The following is a 16,767-nucleotide window of genomic DNA, read 5'->3' on the forward strand; positions in this document are numbered from 1 at the left end:
CTATTGGGGGGACTTTGGACGAGACAAGCGTCAAAGCAGGGAGCCGAAAATCCCGGCGCACCACGCTCATCGTGGTGATCGTGGCCATCGCACTGGTAGCGGGAGGCTTCGGCACGTGGTTCGCGCTGTTCCGCCCCACCGGGGTCCAGCGGGCGGATGTTGAGCGCCTGGACAAACAACGCGGAATCGTGGACAACTCCATGAACCTTTACGATCCGCTGCTCCAGGAGTTCACGGCCCGCTATACCAACGTGGTGGCACAGGCGGACGAGGACCAGGAAAAAGACCAGGTGTTGAACCAGGAAAGCGAGCTGGTCAAACGCGAGTCGGAAGCCAACACCAGCAGGCTGAACGCCATGGCCGCCTCTCCGGTGGTCAAAGAAGACAGTGTGGCTGCCGCATTCCAACTGTTCAAAGAAAACTACGCCGCTGTCATCGCCTACAGCGACCAGCAGCTCATTAATACCGCCAACATCACCCGGTCGGTAGGAGGCCCCTGCGCACCGCTCCACAAGGACCTCAACGTGGCTGGCGAGAACTATTCGGCGGACTACGTCAAGACCGCTGATGCGTGCCTGGAAGCATTGGCCGCCGCCAAAGACAAGGCAGATGAAGAGACAGTAGCGCTCCTCACCGGCATCGAAGGTGTGGTCAGAGGGCAACGGGACAAGCAGCAGGAGGTCCTGAATCAGACAGAACCCCTGGCCCGTTTGGCCAAGAGCACCACGGCAGGAGTTGCCCTTCTCGATATCAACGATGCCTTGAATAAAGTGCGAACGACGTATGAGGACGCCGTCAAAGCCAAATCGACCAAACTGGTTGAGGACGCCAACTCATCCAATGCCGGGCTTGAACGTGCCCTGAAATCCCGCCTGCAAAGTTTTGATGCAACCGGTCATGAGGGGAAGTAACCATGACGATTGAGCACCCCGCGACCAATCCCGCCCCAGCCCGTCCCCGCCGTCGGGCTATTTTGGCGATCAGCATCATTGTTGCCGTACTGGTGATCGCTGCCGCCGCCTTGGTGGCTGTCAATCAGTTCTCCAGCCAGCAGAAGAAGGAAAGTCTGGCATCACTGAAGGAGGACCGCCTGAACGCCTTGGGTGATGCCCGGAACAAAATCCAGCCGGCGGTCAACGCATATTTGGCGGCGTACAAGAAAGCCCGCAACACTCCTGTCTCGCGGGACCAGGCCGTGCAGGACAGCCAAAAGGAAAAAGAGGAGTTCCAGCAGGCCACAACGTCTGCCCGCTCCGCCCTTCAGGAAGTGAAGTCGGGGAACGACTCCGGCGACAACCCCGTGGGAGTGGCGGTGCTGCAGCTGGTGGACTCTCACGAGCGCTACTTCGATTACATGGAGGGCTTGGTGGAGTCTTACCCGCAGTTTGATGGCCTTTTCCGCGAAGATGACGCCGCTGGATGCAACGGCTTGTTCGTGGGCTCCAAAGCGGCCACACTGCGGGAACGCCAGACCCTCCTGGCCCAGGCCGCGGCTCCCTGCCGCAAGGCAGCCAGTGAGCTCAAGCAATCAAAGAACAACGCATACGTCGAGTTCGCCCGCACCTTCGACAAGCACGTGGCCGACCTCGAGGCACGCGCCGAGGTCACGGCGGCAGGCGAAGAGAAGTACGCGGAGTTCGTCCGCGCCAAGGATGAGCTGGTCAAAAAAGCAGACGATGCCGAGGCCCGGAACGCACCAAGCGAAGAGGTGCTGAAAATCGCCGACGAAGCCAAAGCGGTCAACGCCCGGATCCGTGCCAACCGGTCCGAATTCGATTTCGCGGCAAAACGCTACCTGTCAGGCGTGAAAGAGATGCCCTCCCTCATCGAGAATGTTTTCTCCAAGGAAGTCGCCGCCGACATCAAGCACTTCGACTCCGTCATTCCGGCCCGCGTACAAATCCTGAAGGACAGCATCGACGTTCAGCTGGTGGAGTAGCCTCCCCGGGGACTACCGGGAGAAGCGCAGCGTAACCAACTGGAACGGGCGGAGCACCAGGCTGACGGTGGAGTCGTCCTCCACAGTGACCCCGGGAGTCTCCGTGACGCGTTCCAACAGGTCCGTAGCAGTGGCACCCGTAGCGTCAAAGCCGGGCTTCACCAGGGCAGCTGAGCGCTCTCCCAGGGATTCATAGAGCCTCACCACAACGTCGCCTGAACCGTCTTCGGCCAGTTTCACGGCTTCCACCACAATTCCCGGATTGGACACCGAAACCAAGGGATCAACACCGTGCCCTCCGCTGACAAAACGCGGCTTCAGGTTGGTGCGGTAGCCCTCTTCCACAGCGTCGGCTATTGCAGCCCCAGGCCTGATGGACAGCTCCAAGGTGTGCTCGCCCCGGTCCGCTTCCGGATCCGGGAAACGGGCCGAGCGCAGCAGCGAGGTGCGGACCGTCGTCGTCGTTCCACCGTCCTGACGGACCGCCCTGGTGACGTCGTGTCCGTAGCTGGAGGCGTTGCTGATGGCTACGCCGTAGCCCGGTTCAGCAACGTGGATCCACCGGTGGGCACAGATTTCGAACTTCGCCGCTTCCCAGGACGTATTGGTGTGGGTGGGCCGGAACACGTGGCCAAACTGCGTCTCCGAGGCGGAGCGGTCGGCGCGGACATCCAGCGGGAAGGCGATCTTGAGCATTTTCTCGCGTTCCTGCCAGTCGACCGTGGTGGCGATCCCCAGGGAGTTGGCACCGGCGTCGAGCGTCAGGCGCTGCGTGATGGCCGACGCGCCCACCGTGCGCTTAACCAGCACGACGACGCCGACCGCGGTCCGCTCCAGATCGGTGGCTTCCGCTTCGGTCAACGGGGTGACGTTGTGGCGGTAGAACTCTTCGATGTCCCAGGCATCCCACTCGTTGGGAGTGTCACGGAACAGCTCAAGCAGGTTGCCGGCCTGCCCGGGGGCGATAGCCTCCCTGCCACTGGCGTGGTCCATGACGGAGGTCAGGAGACCGTTCGCGTTCACCACAACCCGGATCAGTCCGTTGTCCAGCACGAACCCGTCGTCGGACTGCTCCACGTGGACGCCGGATCCAGGCTCGCTGGTCTCCGCTACACCCAGGGCAGGAACCCCGCTGCGCTGATGTGGAGCGGCGTTCAGGAGGAATTCGGTACTGCCCTCCCCTACCAGCGCCTGTGCCGCCTTGGCAATGGTCTGCTCGAGCTCGCGGGAGATCGCCTCGTAGTTCCGCTCGGCATCCTGGTGGACCCACGCGATGGAACTGCCCGGAAGGATGTCATGGAACTGCTGCAGAAGCACCAGCTGCCACAACCGCTTCAATTCGTCCCGGGGATACGTGTAGTCGCCGCCAAGGCGGACCGCCGCAGTGGAGCACCACAACTCTGCCTCACGCAGCAGGTGCTCGCTGCGCCGGTTGCCCTGCTTGGTCTTGGCTTGGCTGGTGTATGTCCCGCGGTGCATTTCCAAGTACATCTCCCCCACCCAGACAGGAAGGTTGCTGTACTCGGCCTCAGCCTTGGTGAAGAAGTCCCGAGCGGTGCCCATCCGGACCTTCGGCGAGCCCTCCAGATCTGCGGTTCGGTGCGCGGCAGCCACCATTTCCCGCGTGGGTCCGCCACCGCCGTCGCCGTATCCAAACGGTACCAGGGACATCGTGCCCCGGCCGTGATCGCGGTAGTTCCGCTCCGCATGCGCCAGTTCGCGGCCGTGAAGCTCAGCGTTGTACGTATCCACTGGCGGGAAGTGCGTGAACAAGCGGGTACCGTCAATGCCCTCCCACGCGAACGTGTGATGGGGCATGCGGTTGACTTTGTTCCACGAGATTTTCTGGGTCAGGAACCAGCGCGAACCGGCTTCCTTGACGATCTGCGGGATGGCCCCCGAGTAGCCGAAGGAATCCGGAAGCCAGGCTTCCTGGCATTCGATGTCGAACTCCTTGAGGAAGAAACTCTTGCCTTCGACGAACTGGCGTGCCATGGCTTCCCCGCCGGGCATGTTGGTGTCCGATTCCACCCACATACCGCCAACGGGCACGAACTGGCCAGCCTTGACCTTTTCCCGGATGCGGACAAAAAGCTCCGGGAAGAACTCCTTCATCCACGCCATTTGCTGCGCGGAAGAGCAGGAAAAAACGAACTCGGGATCCTCATCCATGAGCGCCACGACGTTGGAGAAGGTCCTGGCGCATTTGCGGATGGTTTCACGGACCGGCCAGAGCCAGGCGGAATCGATGTGGGCGTGGCCTGTGGCCAAAAGTTCGTGTGCGGAAGCGTACGCGGGCCGGGCCAGGACCTCCCGCAGTGCTTCCCGTCCGGCGGCGGCGGTTCCCGCGACGTCGTCCGGGTCCATGATGTCCAGCATGCGTTCGAGTGCCCGGAGAATCTCGTGGCGACGCGGCAGTTCCATGGGCAGTTCATGCATTAGGCCGCTGAGGGTCCAGATGTCCTGGTTGAGCTCCCAGACGGTCTCGTTCAGTTCGGCAATGGCGATACGGCCAAGGCGGTAGCGCGGCTCGTCGCCCGAGGTAGCCTTGTCCCCCAGCGGCGTTGGGGCAAAGGACCAGCCCTGCGCGACATCCGGATTGGCCGCGGCTTCCACATAGAAATCGACTGAGAGCCCCCCACCCAGAAGCTTGAGGGGAACGTGGTAGTTCCGCGGAGAGATAGCCTTGATGATGCTGCCATCGGCCCGCCAGGCGGTTCCCTCGCACTGGAACCCGGGGACATCGCTGTTGAAACCGAGGTCCACGATGATCTCCACGGCCGTGGAGTCGGACATCCCCCAGTCCTGCGGCACTTCACCCTGCAGGCGCAACCACTTGGTGCTCCATGCCTTGCCCCATGGCGCGCCTGGCTCCTGCGGGGTAAACAGCTGGCGCATCGCTTCTGCGGCAGGGACGGGCTCGCCCGGAGCATCCCAACTGCTCAGTTGCAGCGGTATTGCCCTGCCGTAAATGGCCGGAAGAATGCGGTCCCGAACGAATCGATCGAGACGCTGTTCAGTGATCCGGCGGTCGTCGTGCAATTAATTCCCCTTTTGGCGTTGACTGGGTGGCAAGGCTTGATGACCGGGCGCCGGCGTGCCGGGCGAGGACGGCGTCGTGGTTGTCGCCGCGTTTCCAATCGATGGATAAAATCTACGGCGTTCACGGTCAATAGCCAAGTGACCTGAGGATATCGCTTGCACGGACAACACTATGCCCCCTGCTCCACGATCCTTTCGCGGCCGGCGTAGACATTGAGGCTCGCGCCCCGGCTGAAGCCAACCAGCGTAATGCCGGAGTCCGCAGCCAGTTCCGCAGCCAGGCTGGAGGGCGCGCTGACGGCAGCCAGCACCGGGATACCGGCCATGGCAGCTTTCTGCACCAGCTCAAAAGATGCCCGCCCTGAAACCTGGAGTACCGTACCGCGCAGGGGCAGCTTGCCGGAGCGCAAGGCCCAGCCCACCACCTTGTCCACCGCGTTATGCCGGCCGACGTCTTCCCGGAGGCAGAGCAGTTCGGTGCTGCCGTCGTCGTGAATTCTGAAAAGTCCGGCAGCATGGACACCGCCGGTCTTGTCGAAGACGGCCTGCGCCTCACGGAGGCGGTCAGGCAGCGCGGCGAGGGCAGCCACGGGAAGGGTGAGGTCGTCTTCGTTGGGGCTGTGGTGTGAAGACTTACGGACGGCCTCGATGGAATCCGTGCCACAGATGCCGCACGAACTTGACGTGTAGACATTCCTGCCCGTGTCGGGCCGGACGACATCGGGGCGGAGCTGGGCATCCACGACGTTGAAAGTCTGTACCCCGTTCTCATCCTCCCCTGAGCAAAAACGCTCTGAAATCAGCTGGGAAGGCTCCCAGATGATGCCCTCCGAGACAAGGAACCCCGCCACCAGGTCAAAGTCGTCCCCCGGGGTCCTCATGGTCACCGAAAACGACATGTCGCCGAGCCGGATTTCCAGGGGCTCCTCCACCGCCAGGACGTCTTCCTTGAAGCGGACCGGATGCTCCAATGCCTGGGGAGAGCCATTCAGGACAAACTTGTGCACCTTGCGGCGCTGCGTCACACGTCCCATGTCAGGAACCGGCCTCCTCGTGCCTCACAAATCGAACAGTCATGGCCTTGTACCCGGGGGTGTTGGACTCCCGGGCCACGAGCTCCCGGTGCACCAACGCATTTGCCTCGGGGAAGTACGCCGCGGCGCATCCCTTGGCCGTTGGATACCCGATCAGCCGGAACTTGTTGGCCCGCCGCTCCGACCCGGAGAACGTGGAGACAACGTCCACCAGTTCGCGGTCCTGGAATCCGAGCTCCGTCAGGTCCTCCGGATGGACCAGAATGACACGACGCCCGTCCGAGACACCCCGGTACCGGTCATCCAAGCCGTAGAACGTGGTGTTGTACTGGTCATGGCTGCGCATCGTCTGCAGGATCAGGTGACCGTCGGGAGCTTCCAGGTATTCCAGCGGCCGCACGGAGAAGCGGCCCTTGCCGATGTCCGTGGCGAAAGTCCGGGTATCCCGGGGCGGGTTGGGCAGCACGAATCCGTTCTTGGTACGGATCCGCGCGTTGAAGTCCTCAAAACCGGGGATCACGCGCGAAATATGGTCCCGGATCACGTCATAATCCTCGGCCATGGCCCGCCAATCGACACTGTGGTTCCCGCCCAAGGTTGCTTGCGCCATGCGGGCCACGATCACCGGTTCGCTCAGAAGGTGCTCGGACACCGGCTCCAGCCGGCCCTGCGTCTTGTGGATGACGGACATGGAGTCTTCCACCGAAAGGAACTGCTTGCCCTTGGGGTGTTTGTCATCCATGTCCGTGCGGCCGAGTGTGGGCAGGATCAGCGAGGTTTTGCCATGGACAATGTGGGCGCGGTTGGGCTTGGTGGAGATGTGAACGGTCAGCCCCGCTTTTTTCAGGCCTTCTTCCAACGCCGCGGTATCCGAGCCTGCGGCTGCGAAGTTGCCGCCCATGGAGACAAAGACATCCACCTCACCCTTTTCCAAGGCATGCTGGGTTTCCACTGAGTCGTAGCCGTGGTCGCGCGGCATGGTGAAGCCGAATTCCTTGTCCAGTGCGGCAAGAAAGGATTCCTTGGGCTTTTCCCAGATCCCCATGGTCCGGTCACCCTGGACATTCGAGTGGCCACGGACCGGACAGGCGCCGGCGCCGCGCTTGCCGAAGTTGCCCTGCAGCAACAGCAGGTTGATGATCTCCCGGAGCGTGTCCACCGAGTGCGGCTGCTGGGTCAGTCCGAGCGCCCAGCAGATGATGGTGGCCTTCGAGGCCGCCATCATCGCGGCCACTTTGGTGATATCGGCACGCGAAAGACCCGTTGCCCGTTCCGTTTGCTCCCAGTCCAGCACCGAACGCGCTTGCCGGTAGGCGTCAAAGCCTTCGGTCTGGCTTTGGATAAAGGAATGGTCGACGACGGTACCCGGGTTGAGTTTCTCTTCCTCCAGGAGCAGGTGGCCAAGTGCCTGGAACAGCGCCAGGTCACCTCCGACCTTGATCTGCAGGAACTCGTCGGCAATGGTGGTCCCACCACCGATCACGCCATTGAGGGACTGGGGGTCCTTGAAGTTCAGCAGGCCCGCTTCAGGGAGCGGATTGACGGCCACCACCTTGCCGCCGTTGTTTTTGCAGTCGCGAAGGGCGGACAACATGCGCGGGTGGTTGGTTCCCGGGTTCTGGCCCACCACCAGCACCAGCTGGGAGTGGTGGATGTCCTCAAGGGAAACGGTGCCCTTGCCGATTCCGATGGTGGGGTTCAGCGCACTGCCGGAGGACTCATGGCACATGTTGGAACAGTCCGGCAGGTTGTTGGTGCCCAGGCTGCGCGCGAACAGCTGGTACATGAAGGCGGTCTCGTTGGCTGTCCGGCCCGAGGTGTAGAACACGCACTTATCCGGGGTGGTGGCGTTGATGTGGTCCCCGATCAGCGCGAAAGCTTCCGTCCAGCTGATCGGTGAATAGTGCGTGTCCCCGGGCCTGATCACCACGGGCTCCGAGATGCGGCCCTGGCTGCCCAGCCAGTATTCCGTTTTGCCTTCGAGTTCGGCGATGGAGTGGTCGGCCCAGAATTGTGAGCCCACAGTGCGCGTAGTGCTTTCTTCGGCGATGGCCTTGGCACCGTTCTCGCAGAACTCCGCAGGGCTCCGCCGTCCGGTGATGGACTCCGGCCACGCGCAGCCCGGGCAGTCGAAACCATCACGCTGGTTGACCCTCAGCATGGACCGGACAGTCCGGGCTACCCCGGCTTGGGCGTATCCGCGTTCGAGGGCCACTGTGACGGCTTTGACTCCTGCCGCGGCTCGTTTGGGCGGGTGGATCTGCAGGTCATCTTCATTGATGTCCTGTTCGGGAGCATGCCTGTTCATGAGTCCATCATTGCACCTTGCAGCCGGCGGTTTTCGCCACAAGTAACACTGCGGCCGCCTCGCGCTCAGGCGTCCAGTCCGCTCCAGTCGACAGGTCCCGACGACGGCTTCCGCTGCGGGCGTGCGGCCGTTTTCCGGGGCTTGTCCTCGGGCGATTTGGGCACGGGCAACGCCCTCCCCCAGGGCAAGGGGAAAGCCGGGACAGGTTCACCCAGCTGGACTCCATGCGGCGGAACCACCATCACTCCGTCCGCGCCGGCGAGCCCACGCATCATCCCCGGTCCCGTGTGTTGGGCCGGCGATGCCAGACCGTACACCAGCTTGAACGGCATCAGCCGCGTCCGGCCGGGCTCCGCGTCGATGGTGGTGCCACAGGGAACCTCTCCCACCTCGCCCAGCTGCCGGTGCCCCAGCGCCGCAAGCAAAGGTGCCCCGATGGTGAACAAGGCCATCATGGCCGCCAACGGGTTGCCCGGCAGTCCCACCACGAAACGGCCATCCGGCAACTCTGCCAACACGGCTGGGTGCCCCGGCCGCATCGCGATGCCGTCGATCAGCAGCCGGCCGCCAAGTTCGGCCACCGCCTTCCGGAAATGGTCCGTACCGGAGCGGCCGGTCCCGCCGGTGGTAATAACGACGTCGGCAGGCGGCTCCGCTTCTGCGTCCGGTTCGCCGGGCGCCGGTTCCGTGTCCTGGAGCGCGCCCAGCCACTCCTCGTAGCTGTCGCCTACCCGGAGCTGCTCCCCCGCTATGCCGCCGAGGAGTTCAACCACTGGGCCCAATTGCGGTCCGAAGGTGTCACGTACTTGCCCGGGCTGTGGAACCCCGCGCTCCACTACCTCGGATCCGGTCAAGAGGAACCGGACCAGGGGTTTGCCCACGACGTCCAGGTGGTCCAGGCCTGCGAGGGCAGCCAGGGCAATGTGTGCCGGGTTCACCACGGTTCCGGCCTTAAGCAGGACATCCCCAACTGCGGCCTCTTCCGCCGCCTTACGGATGTGTTGGCCGTTGCGCGGCTCCCCCGGCTTGGCGGTGCCGCCGAGCGCGAGAAGCGGCAGGCCGTCGTCGTCCGTGGTGATGACGCCGCTTTCGCTGCGAAGCACCGCCTTGGCGCCGGGAGGTATCAGGCCACCGGTGACGATCGGGCTCGCCTGATGGGGCGCCAGTCGCTGGCCGGGCCCGCTGAGGATCCATGGTCCGCTCCCGTTGACCGCCCAGCCGTCCATGGCAGAAGAAGCGTAATGCGGCATATCCTGAACCGCCAAGGCGTCTGCAGCCAAGGTCCGGCCCAGCGCGGCCTTCAGCGGGACGGGGCCCGCCGGTATGGGCGTGGCAACGTCGAACGCGCGCTGCCGGGCTTCCTGCCATGTGTGTGCCGCATGATGGCCCTCGCGCGGGGCCTCCGTCATTCTGCGTCAGTCCCGGTCTCCGAGTACTCCTTGGCTATTTTCCGGGCCAAGTCCAAGGCTGCGTTCATGGAGGCGTCGTCGCTGGCCTGGCCGATGCCACGGGCCATGCCGGCGGCATAACCGGCGATGAAGGTAGTGAGCGGGGCTGCCGGGCGGACCACGGAATGCGCGGCCACTCCGGCCACAGCCAGTACCTCGTTGATGTCCACTTCCACGCCCTCGAGCTCAAAAGCCTGCAGCAACGTGCGGCACCAATCCTCGAGGGTTTCTTCCTGGCTCTTCACGTTCGCCTCCAACTCATAGTCAATACCCAGGGCCGCCGCGTCTTCCCACGTATCCACATCATCCGTAGACCCTGCCGGGACGCCAACGTCCAGCAGGTTCAGCCTAGCAAGCAGCTTGAACACTGGTGAGTCCGTTAACCCCGGACCGTGGGACGCCGCGTCCACTTCCCGTTCCAGGGCAGCGGTACTGTAGACCCCCAACAGGGGCTGCTTTCGGCCATCAACGGATACCGCCATCACCCCTTCAACCGAGGGATTCGTCTTGAGTGCCTCCCACAGCCGGCCGAGGCCCTCCGCGGCTTTGGGCATGTCGCAGGCCAGAACCAGTGTCCATTCAGAGGGCGGCCCCGTTTTCAAGGCGGCCAGTCCTGCAGCAATCGCCGCCGCCGGCCCGGCAAAGGCGGGCTCCTCGCGCGCGACCAAGACCGGTTCCGGCAGGGGTTCACCGTCAACGTCGGGGCCCACCACAACCACCGCTGCCGCACCCCGTGCAACCTGGAGGGCATGCGAGAGGAGGGTGCCGCCGTCGTACTTCAATGACGGCTTGGGCACGCCACCGAGGCGGGTGGCCCTGCCACCCGCCAAAATCACGGCGTTGAACTCCATCCGCCCAGCGTACCCGGACGGGTGGAGCTCAGCAGAAATCGATCAGGCAGCGGATTCCGGCAACAGGAACGGGTCCCAGTCCGGCGCAGGTTTCTCGAGTTCTTTGATCTGCCACATGGTCCCCTGGGGCACACCGGGTTTGAAACGGAGTTTCCATCCCATTTCGGCCAATGTGTGGTCGCTCTTGGCGTTGTTGCATTTCAAGCACGCCGCAACCAGGTTTTCCCAGGAATCCGCGCCGCCCCGGGATTTGGGGTGGACGTGGTCTATGGTGTGGGCTGTTTTCCCGCAATAGGCGCAACGGTGGCCGTCGCGGCGAAGAACCCCGCGGCGGCTCACGGCAGTGATCCTGTTGTACTTGGGACGGATGTAGCGGTTAAGGAGGATCACGGAGGGGCGTCCGAGAATCTCCTGTGGCCCGACGACAGGCTCGTCGCCTTCGGCCACTACGCTAGCTTTCCCAGTGAGCACAAGGACCAGCGCCCGGCGGAAGGTAATAACCGCCAGCGGTTCATATCCAGCGTTCAGAACGAGTGTGCGCATGCACGTACCTCTTCACGGCCGCACCCGTCAGGGGCACGAGGGCCGGCTGCCCTCTGCATGTACGGGCTGTGGATCGACAACACAAGGGTAAGCACTTATATGCCGTATCAACGAATTTATTTGTCGATTCGCTCACAGTGTCTGCAAAAATTCATGCGCGGTTAAAGCAGAACACCCCGCCGGCAACTGCCTGCGGGGTGTTCCTGGAAGTCGATGACTAGCCGTTGACGCGGATGAAAACCGGTCCGGAGCCGACGTTGACGCTGAACAGTGCCGTGGTGGATCCGTTCCATCCACCGTGGACTGCCATGCCGTTGCCGACGTAAACAGCGATGTGGGCCTGTCCGGCCAGACCGCCGTTGGCGTAGTAGGCGAGGTCGCCTGGCTGTGCTTCCGCTGCGCTGACGGTGCGGCCCAGGGAGAGGTAGCCGGCCGGCCAGTCGTGGAAGTGGATGCCAACAGCAGCGAGGGAGTTGGTGACCAGCATGGTGCAGTCCTGCGTCACGCCGAGCTGGGCGTAGGCGGCGGCGGCAATGGCTGCGCCAAGTCCGCTGGAGGCTGCGGGAGCGGCCGGTGCCGGGGTTGCGGCGTTGACTGCCACCGTGGCGTTGGCTGCCGTGGCCGTGGAAGCCTTGGCCTCAACCTTTGCCGGAGCTTCTTCCACTACGGGAGCAGGAGCTTCGACAGTGGTGACAACAGGGCGCTCATAGGAGATGGCGACCGTGGAGTCTGCGGCAATCGTGGCCTGGGCAACCGACTGGACATCCAGCGCGGTGGTCGCAGTCGACTCGCGGTCAACGTTGGTCTCAGCAGCGTTGGCAGCAATACCGCTGGTCAGGACCAAACCTGACGCTGCGGCGATGACAGCTGCCTGGCGGCCGACGCCACCGGCGTTGACGCTGACGGCCTTGGCGATCACGGCAAGCGAGCTGGTCTTGGGGGCCTCAGCGCGGTGCCGTGCAACTTTGTGTGCACTGGTCATTGCTTTTCTCTTTCGTATCCGCAGGCAGTTGGGGTACCTGCGGGTAGTGGGCCGGCTGGCAGGGGTACGTCAGCCAGCCCCGAATCGGTGTGTTTAGCGGAGGGTGAAGAACGAAGACGTGCCCGTGGAAGCCACGGAATGCAGCAGGGTGCCCTGGCTCGGGTTCAAAGCGCTGATCATCATGCCGTTGCCGACGTAGATGCCCACGTGGGCTCCGCCGTTCTGCATGACGAGGTCACCAGGCTGGGGGGTGCTGGTGGGCTTCATCGCCGTCCAGGCGTTCACGCGGGGGATGCTGATGCCGGCCTGCGCGTAGACCCACTGGGTGAAACCGGAGCAGTCCCAGCCGGCGGGGGTGGTGCCGCCCCATACGTAGGGGGAGCCGATTCCGGTGTAGGCGATTGCGGCGAGCCCGGATGCTGCCGCGCTTGCAGCGGAATCCTTGGTTTCGGAGGACTTGGCGGTGACTGCCGCGGCGTCGTCGGCAGTGCGCTCGGTTACCTGGGCTGCCCGCTGGACGACCTTGGGGGCCTCCTGGGTGGCCACGACCGGGCTCTCGAAGGAAACGGTGGCGGTGGGCTCTGCAGTGACCACTGCGGTGGCAGCCAGCTGCTGGGTGCTGGAGACTTCCGAAGTGGTGACGTCGGTGTCAGCGGCATTGGCCGGCAGTCCGACAGTAAGGACGAGGCCTGAGGCTGCTGCCAGCACTGCGGCCTGGCGACCCACGGTACCGGCGTTGGATGAAACAGCCTTCGAAAGAGTGTTCAACGGGTTCGAACGAACCGTTTCAGCGCGATGGCGCGCAGGGGTAGTGCGTGATGACACGTAGGTAGCCTCTCCCAATGCCTGCGAGGTGAGCTGTCGGATTCGGATGGGAGTCATCCGGCCGCTTTGCTTCCTGGGAAGCTTTGCGACTTAACCCCAAGGCCTTCATTCGAAGACCAAAAGTGGTTCCCCCGCCCCTGCCAGACGATTTTTGCGAACGGACCTCGAGTGGTGGCAGAGCTAGGCAATCCACTCAAGTGCATCGGCCCCCTAAAAAGCCGATGCGCTCTGAAGGTTATAACAATTGAAAGCGAATGTCACATTCAGGTCACGAGACGTGTCATCAATGCGAGAGAAGACCATCAAATGGCTTAGAGCCAGCCCATGGGGTCGACGACTTCGCCGTTGACCTGGACCTCGAAGTGGAGGTGGCAGCCGGTGGAGGCGCCAGTGGTGCCGCTCAGGGCGACGGTGTCGCCACGGTTGACCGTCTGGCCCACCTGGACGTTGAACGAGGACAGGTGGTTGTACGTGGTCTCCAGGCCATTGCCGTGGTCCACCACAACGCGGTTGCCTCCGCCGTACTCGTGCCATCCGGCGAAGGTCACTTTGCCTGCGGCGGCAGCATGGACGGCCGTGCCGCACTGGGCCACGAAGTCCTGCCCGCGGTGGAAGTCTCCGGTCCCACCGGTCAGGGGGCTGACGCGGTAACCGAAGGGAGATGCCGTGACCAGGGAGTCAAGTGGGCTGCCCAGGGTTCCAAGGGAAGAAGCCCGCTGGATGCTGCCGGCGGACTGGGCGCTGAGCAGTTGCTTCAGCTTTCCATCGGGGTCGGCGGCGGTGGCAACAGCTGCACGGCTGAAGTCGATTTTGGCCGATGCTGCCGCGGAAACCTCGGGCTGGCTTCCTACGGGGCCGCCAACGGCGAGGGCGGATTCGGTCTGGCCCGATTCCGAGGTGGCCATGACGGGGCTGGTAGCCGGCAGCCCGACAGTCAGGACAAGGCCGGTGGCGGCAAGCGCAACTCCGGCCTTCTGCCCGACGCCACTTGCTGCGGCGAAGTCGGCAACCTGGCGCATCGGGCTCTTACGGCGGCGCACCTGACGTTCGGTGTCGCGCGGCCGGATCTCCGATACAACGCGGGCTGGCCGCAGCTCAGTAGCGGGGCCGGACGCGCGGCGGCGGCCCCTGACGTTCTGCGATGTCAAACTCTGTTCCTCTCTCAAAAGCCTGCGAAGTTAGCTGTCGGATTCGGGTCAGAGAGTTCAAAGACCCGGTCCGCACAAAGCACTCACGGCACACAGGTATCCCAAGGGAGACTTGCGTAAGTGGGCACTTCTGCTGCGGACTTCACCCCAAGGCTGCTTCTTTAGACAGCCGCTTGTGGTTCCCCCGCCTCTGCCAGTGGTGGTGGTTCACCCAATCCGCTGGCAGAGCTCGGCTCCGGATCAGGTAACGCTTTGGTATCAGCGCTAGTAGATAACTATAGGGGATTAAGACCCTCGGTAATAAATTCGTTATCAACAGAAAACGCGCCTGCGGCGGTGGCCCCTTATCACTCTTTCCAAAAAAGTGCAGGTCACACGCGCGCAGGCAGCGCAAAAGTGAGGTTTGACACGTGAATTTTCGACGCCGGGAGGCGGCTGGTCAGTTGAGGGAGACGAAGACGTGCGCGGCAACTTCCGGCGGAAGCTCCAAGGCGCCTTCGATGCCGGGCACACGGACCGAGATGTATTCGCCAACCCGCTCAAGGGACACCGGCGCTCCGGGACGGATCCCGCCCTCGTCCAACTGGGTCAGGAGTTCGGGCTCAACCTGGATGGGCTCGGCCAGCCTCGTGATGACCACGCGTGAATCCGCAGCGTACCCGTCCATGGCCTGGAGGAGGTTGACGTCGATCCTGGGGAACTGCTGGCCGGTCAGGCCACCCAGCGCTTCCAGTCCGGGAATCGGATTGCCGTAAGGAGACTCGGTGGGGTGTTCAAGGAGTTCGTAGAGGCGGCGTTCGACGCGTTCGCTCATCACGTGCTCCCAGCGGCACGCTTCATCGTGCACGTAGGCCCAGTCGAGACCGATGACATCGGCCAGGAGACGCTCGGCCAAGCGGTGCTTGCGCATGACTTCGGTGGCGCGTTTACGGCCAACCTCGGTCAGTTCCAGGTGGCGGTCGTTCGAGACGATCACCAGGCCATCGCGCTCCATGCGGCCGATGGTCTGCGAGACCGTGGGGCCGGAGTGCCGCAGCCGTTCGGCAATACGGGCCCTGAGCGCCACAATGTTTTCTTCTTCAAGCTCCAAAATGGTCCGAAGATACATCTCAGTGGTATCGATCAGATCCGTCATCCAGCTCAGCTCTCCTCGAACGCAGTTTTCTTGCGTAATCTCCACCGTACCGCGTCCCATGCCAGGGCAAGCGGTGCCACCGCCGCCCATGAACGCCAGCTCCCAGCTTAGCTTATTTGGAATTACTCCGGATAATTTTCCGTGGCGTCCCTGTCGCATTCCAGTCGCATCCGGTCGGTCCGCGTTCCACGTGGCGGACTATGACAACCGCAGGTTCCTGCGCGCACGCCTCGTCAGGCAGAATTGGGGAGTCGAAGGGGCAGTTGATGCCACCTGCCACCTCCCATCTTTGACCGATACACATTGGAGCCACCGTGAGCGACAACAGCATCACCATTCCCGCCGACCTGCTGCCCAAGGACGGCCGCTTCGGCGCCGGGCCGTCCAAGGTCCGCCCGGAGCAAATCGAGGCCTTGTCTGCTGCTTCCAAGACCATCCTTGGCACCTCCCACCGCCAAGCCCCGGTCAAGAACCTGGTGGGTTCCGTGCGCGAGGGCCTGAGCCAGTTCTTCCGCGCTCCCGAGGGCTACGAAGTGGTGCTCGGCGTTGGCGGTTCCACCGCATTCTGGGATGTCGCAGCATTCGGCCTGGTGGAGAAGAAGGCCCAGCACCTCTCCTTCGGCGAGTTCGGTTCCAAGTTTGCTGCCGCCACCAACAAGGCCCCTTTCCTGGACGCATCGTCCGTCATCAAGGCAGAACCGGGCACGCGCCCTGTGGCACAAGCCGAGGCAGGCGTGGACACCTACGCCTGGCCGCAAAACGAAACCTCCACCGGCGTCGCCGCTCCCGTAAAGCGCGTCGCGGGCGCCGATGACGGTTCGCTCGTCCTGGTGGACGCGACCTCCGCCGCCGGCGGCCTGGATGTGGATGTAGCGGAGGCGGACGTTTACTACTTCGCTCCGCAGAAGAACTTCGCGTCCGACGGCGGGCTGTGGCTTGGCCTGTTTTCCCCCGCCGCGCTGGAGCGCGCCGCCCGCATCAACGCGAGCGACCGCTGGATCCCGGACTTCCTGAACCTGCAGACCGCCATCGACAACTCCAAGCTGAACCAGACGTACAACACCCCGTCCCTGTCCACGCTGGTGACCCTGGACGCGCAGGTGCAGTGGCTGAACAGCAACGGTGGTTTGGACTTCGCCAGCAAGCGCACGGCCGATTCAGCCAGCCGCATCTACTCCTGGGCCGAAGCATCCGAGTACGCCACGCCGTTCGTGGCCAAGGCTGAGGACCGTTCCAACGTCATTGCGACCATCGACTTCGACGACTCGATCGACGCCGCCACCATCGCCAAGGTCCTGCGGGCCAACGGCGTGGTGGACACCGAGCCCTACCGCAAGCTCGGCCGCAACCAGCTGCGCATCGCTACGTTTGTGGCCATCGAGCCGGACGATGTGTCCGCCCTCCTGGCGAGCATCGACTATGTCGTGGGTGAACTGAAGAAGTAACCCGCGGAATTGGACGGAGCCGCCCGGGTTACTCCCGGGCGGCTCCCTCGTTTAATGCCGGCGCGTT

General features: G+C 63.5%; 13 protein-coding genes and 2 riboswitches. Of the genes, 3 read left to right on the top strand and 10 right to left on the bottom strand.

Annotated elements, in window-relative coordinates; genetic code table 11:
* Positions 1-14: 14 nt before the first annotated feature.
* Both FDP28_RS16765 and FDP28_RS16770 read left to right on the top strand, forming a co-directional pair.
* Positions 15-911 (top strand): hypothetical protein, encoded by an 897-nt coding sequence (locus FDP28_RS16765; protein ID WP_144662681.1) that lies wholly within the window; start codon positions 15-17, stop codon positions 909-911.
* 2 nt (positions 912-913) lie between these two features.
* Positions 914-1,939, top strand: coding sequence for a hypothetical protein (locus FDP28_RS16770; protein WP_144662682.1), 1,026 nt, complete (start codon positions 914-916; stop codon positions 1,937-1,939).
* Positions 1,940-1,951: 12 nt separating this feature from the next.
* Here FDP28_RS16770 and FDP28_RS16775 read toward each other — a convergent pair whose 3' ends face one another.
* From FDP28_RS16775 to FDP28_RS16820, 10 genes are all read right to left on the bottom strand, one after another.
* On the bottom strand, positions 1,952-4,981 hold the full coding sequence (locus FDP28_RS16775; RefSeq protein WP_144662683.1) for an alpha-mannosidase: 3,030 nt from the start codon (positions 4,979-4,981) through the stop codon (positions 1,952-1,954).
* A gap of 170 nt (positions 4,982-5,151) precedes the next feature.
* The gene (gene fdhD, locus FDP28_RS16780) at positions 5,152-6,015 is read right to left on the bottom strand and encodes a formate dehydrogenase accessory sulfurtransferase FdhD (protein ID WP_144662684.1); all 864 of its coding nucleotides are present in this window, start codon (positions 6,013-6,015) and stop codon (positions 5,152-5,154) included.
* A 1-nt stretch (position 6,016) separates the two neighbouring features.
* Positions 6,017-8,323 (bottom strand): FdhF/YdeP family oxidoreductase, encoded by a 2,307-nt coding sequence (locus FDP28_RS16785; protein ID WP_144662685.1) that lies wholly within the window; start codon positions 8,321-8,323, stop codon positions 6,017-6,019.
* A 65-nt stretch (positions 8,324-8,388) separates the two neighbouring features.
* Positions 8,389-9,732 (bottom strand): molybdopterin molybdotransferase MoeA, encoded by a 1,344-nt coding sequence (locus FDP28_RS16790; protein ID WP_144662686.1) that lies wholly within the window; start codon positions 9,730-9,732, stop codon positions 8,389-8,391.
* Entirely contained in the window at positions 9,729-10,622 is an 894-nt protein-coding gene (locus FDP28_RS16795; protein WP_144662687.1) for an NTP transferase domain-containing protein, read from the bottom strand. The genes FDP28_RS16790 and FDP28_RS16795 overlap by 4 nt, the downstream gene beginning before the upstream one ends.
* A 42-nt stretch (positions 10,623-10,664) precedes the next feature.
* Positions 10,665-11,165, bottom strand: a complete 501-nt coding sequence (locus FDP28_RS16800) for an HNH endonuclease (protein WP_144662688.1) — start codon at positions 11,163-11,165, stop codon at positions 10,665-10,667.
* A 217-nt stretch (positions 11,166-11,382) separates the two neighbouring features.
* A complete protein-coding gene (locus FDP28_RS16805; protein WP_144662689.1) occupies positions 11,383-12,147 on the bottom strand; it encodes an NlpC/P60 family protein in 765 nt (254 codons plus the stop codon).
* Positions 12,148-12,240: 93 nt separating this feature from the next.
* Positions 12,241-12,972 carry a C40 family peptidase gene (locus FDP28_RS16810; RefSeq protein ID WP_260842510.1) on the bottom strand — a complete coding sequence of 244 codons (732 nt, stop codon included), beginning with the start codon at positions 12,970-12,972 and terminating at the stop codon, positions 12,241-12,243.
* A 4-nt stretch (positions 12,973-12,976) separates the two neighbouring features.
* A riboswitch (cyclic di-AMP (ydaO/yuaA leader) is annotated at positions 12,977-13,138 on the bottom strand.
* 145 nt (positions 13,139-13,283) lie between these two features.
* Positions 13,284-14,120, bottom strand: coding sequence for a M23 family metallopeptidase (locus FDP28_RS16815; protein WP_144662691.1), 837 nt, complete (start codon positions 14,118-14,120; stop codon positions 13,284-13,286).
* A 4-nt stretch (positions 14,121-14,124) separates the two neighbouring features.
* Positions 14,125-14,338, bottom strand: a riboswitch (cyclic di-AMP (ydaO/yuaA leader).
* A 221-nt stretch (positions 14,339-14,559) separates the two neighbouring features.
* On the bottom strand, positions 14,560-15,255 hold the full coding sequence (locus FDP28_RS16820; protein WP_144662692.1) for a metal-dependent transcriptional regulator: 696 nt from the start codon (positions 15,253-15,255) through the stop codon (positions 14,560-14,562).
* Between the two features lie 314 nt (positions 15,256-15,569).
* Here FDP28_RS16820 and serC point away from each other — a divergent pair, with 314 nt between their 5' ends.
* A complete protein-coding gene (gene serC, locus FDP28_RS16825; RefSeq protein ID WP_144662693.1) occupies positions 15,570-16,700 on the top strand; it encodes a phosphoserine transaminase in 1,131 nt (376 codons plus the stop codon).
* Positions 16,701-16,767 lie beyond the last annotated feature (67 nt).

The sequence above is a fragment of the Paenarthrobacter nicotinovorans genome (assembly GCF_007670255.1).
Taxonomy (GTDB): domain Bacteria; phylum Actinomycetota; class Actinomycetes; order Actinomycetales; family Micrococcaceae; genus Arthrobacter; species Arthrobacter nicotinovorans_B.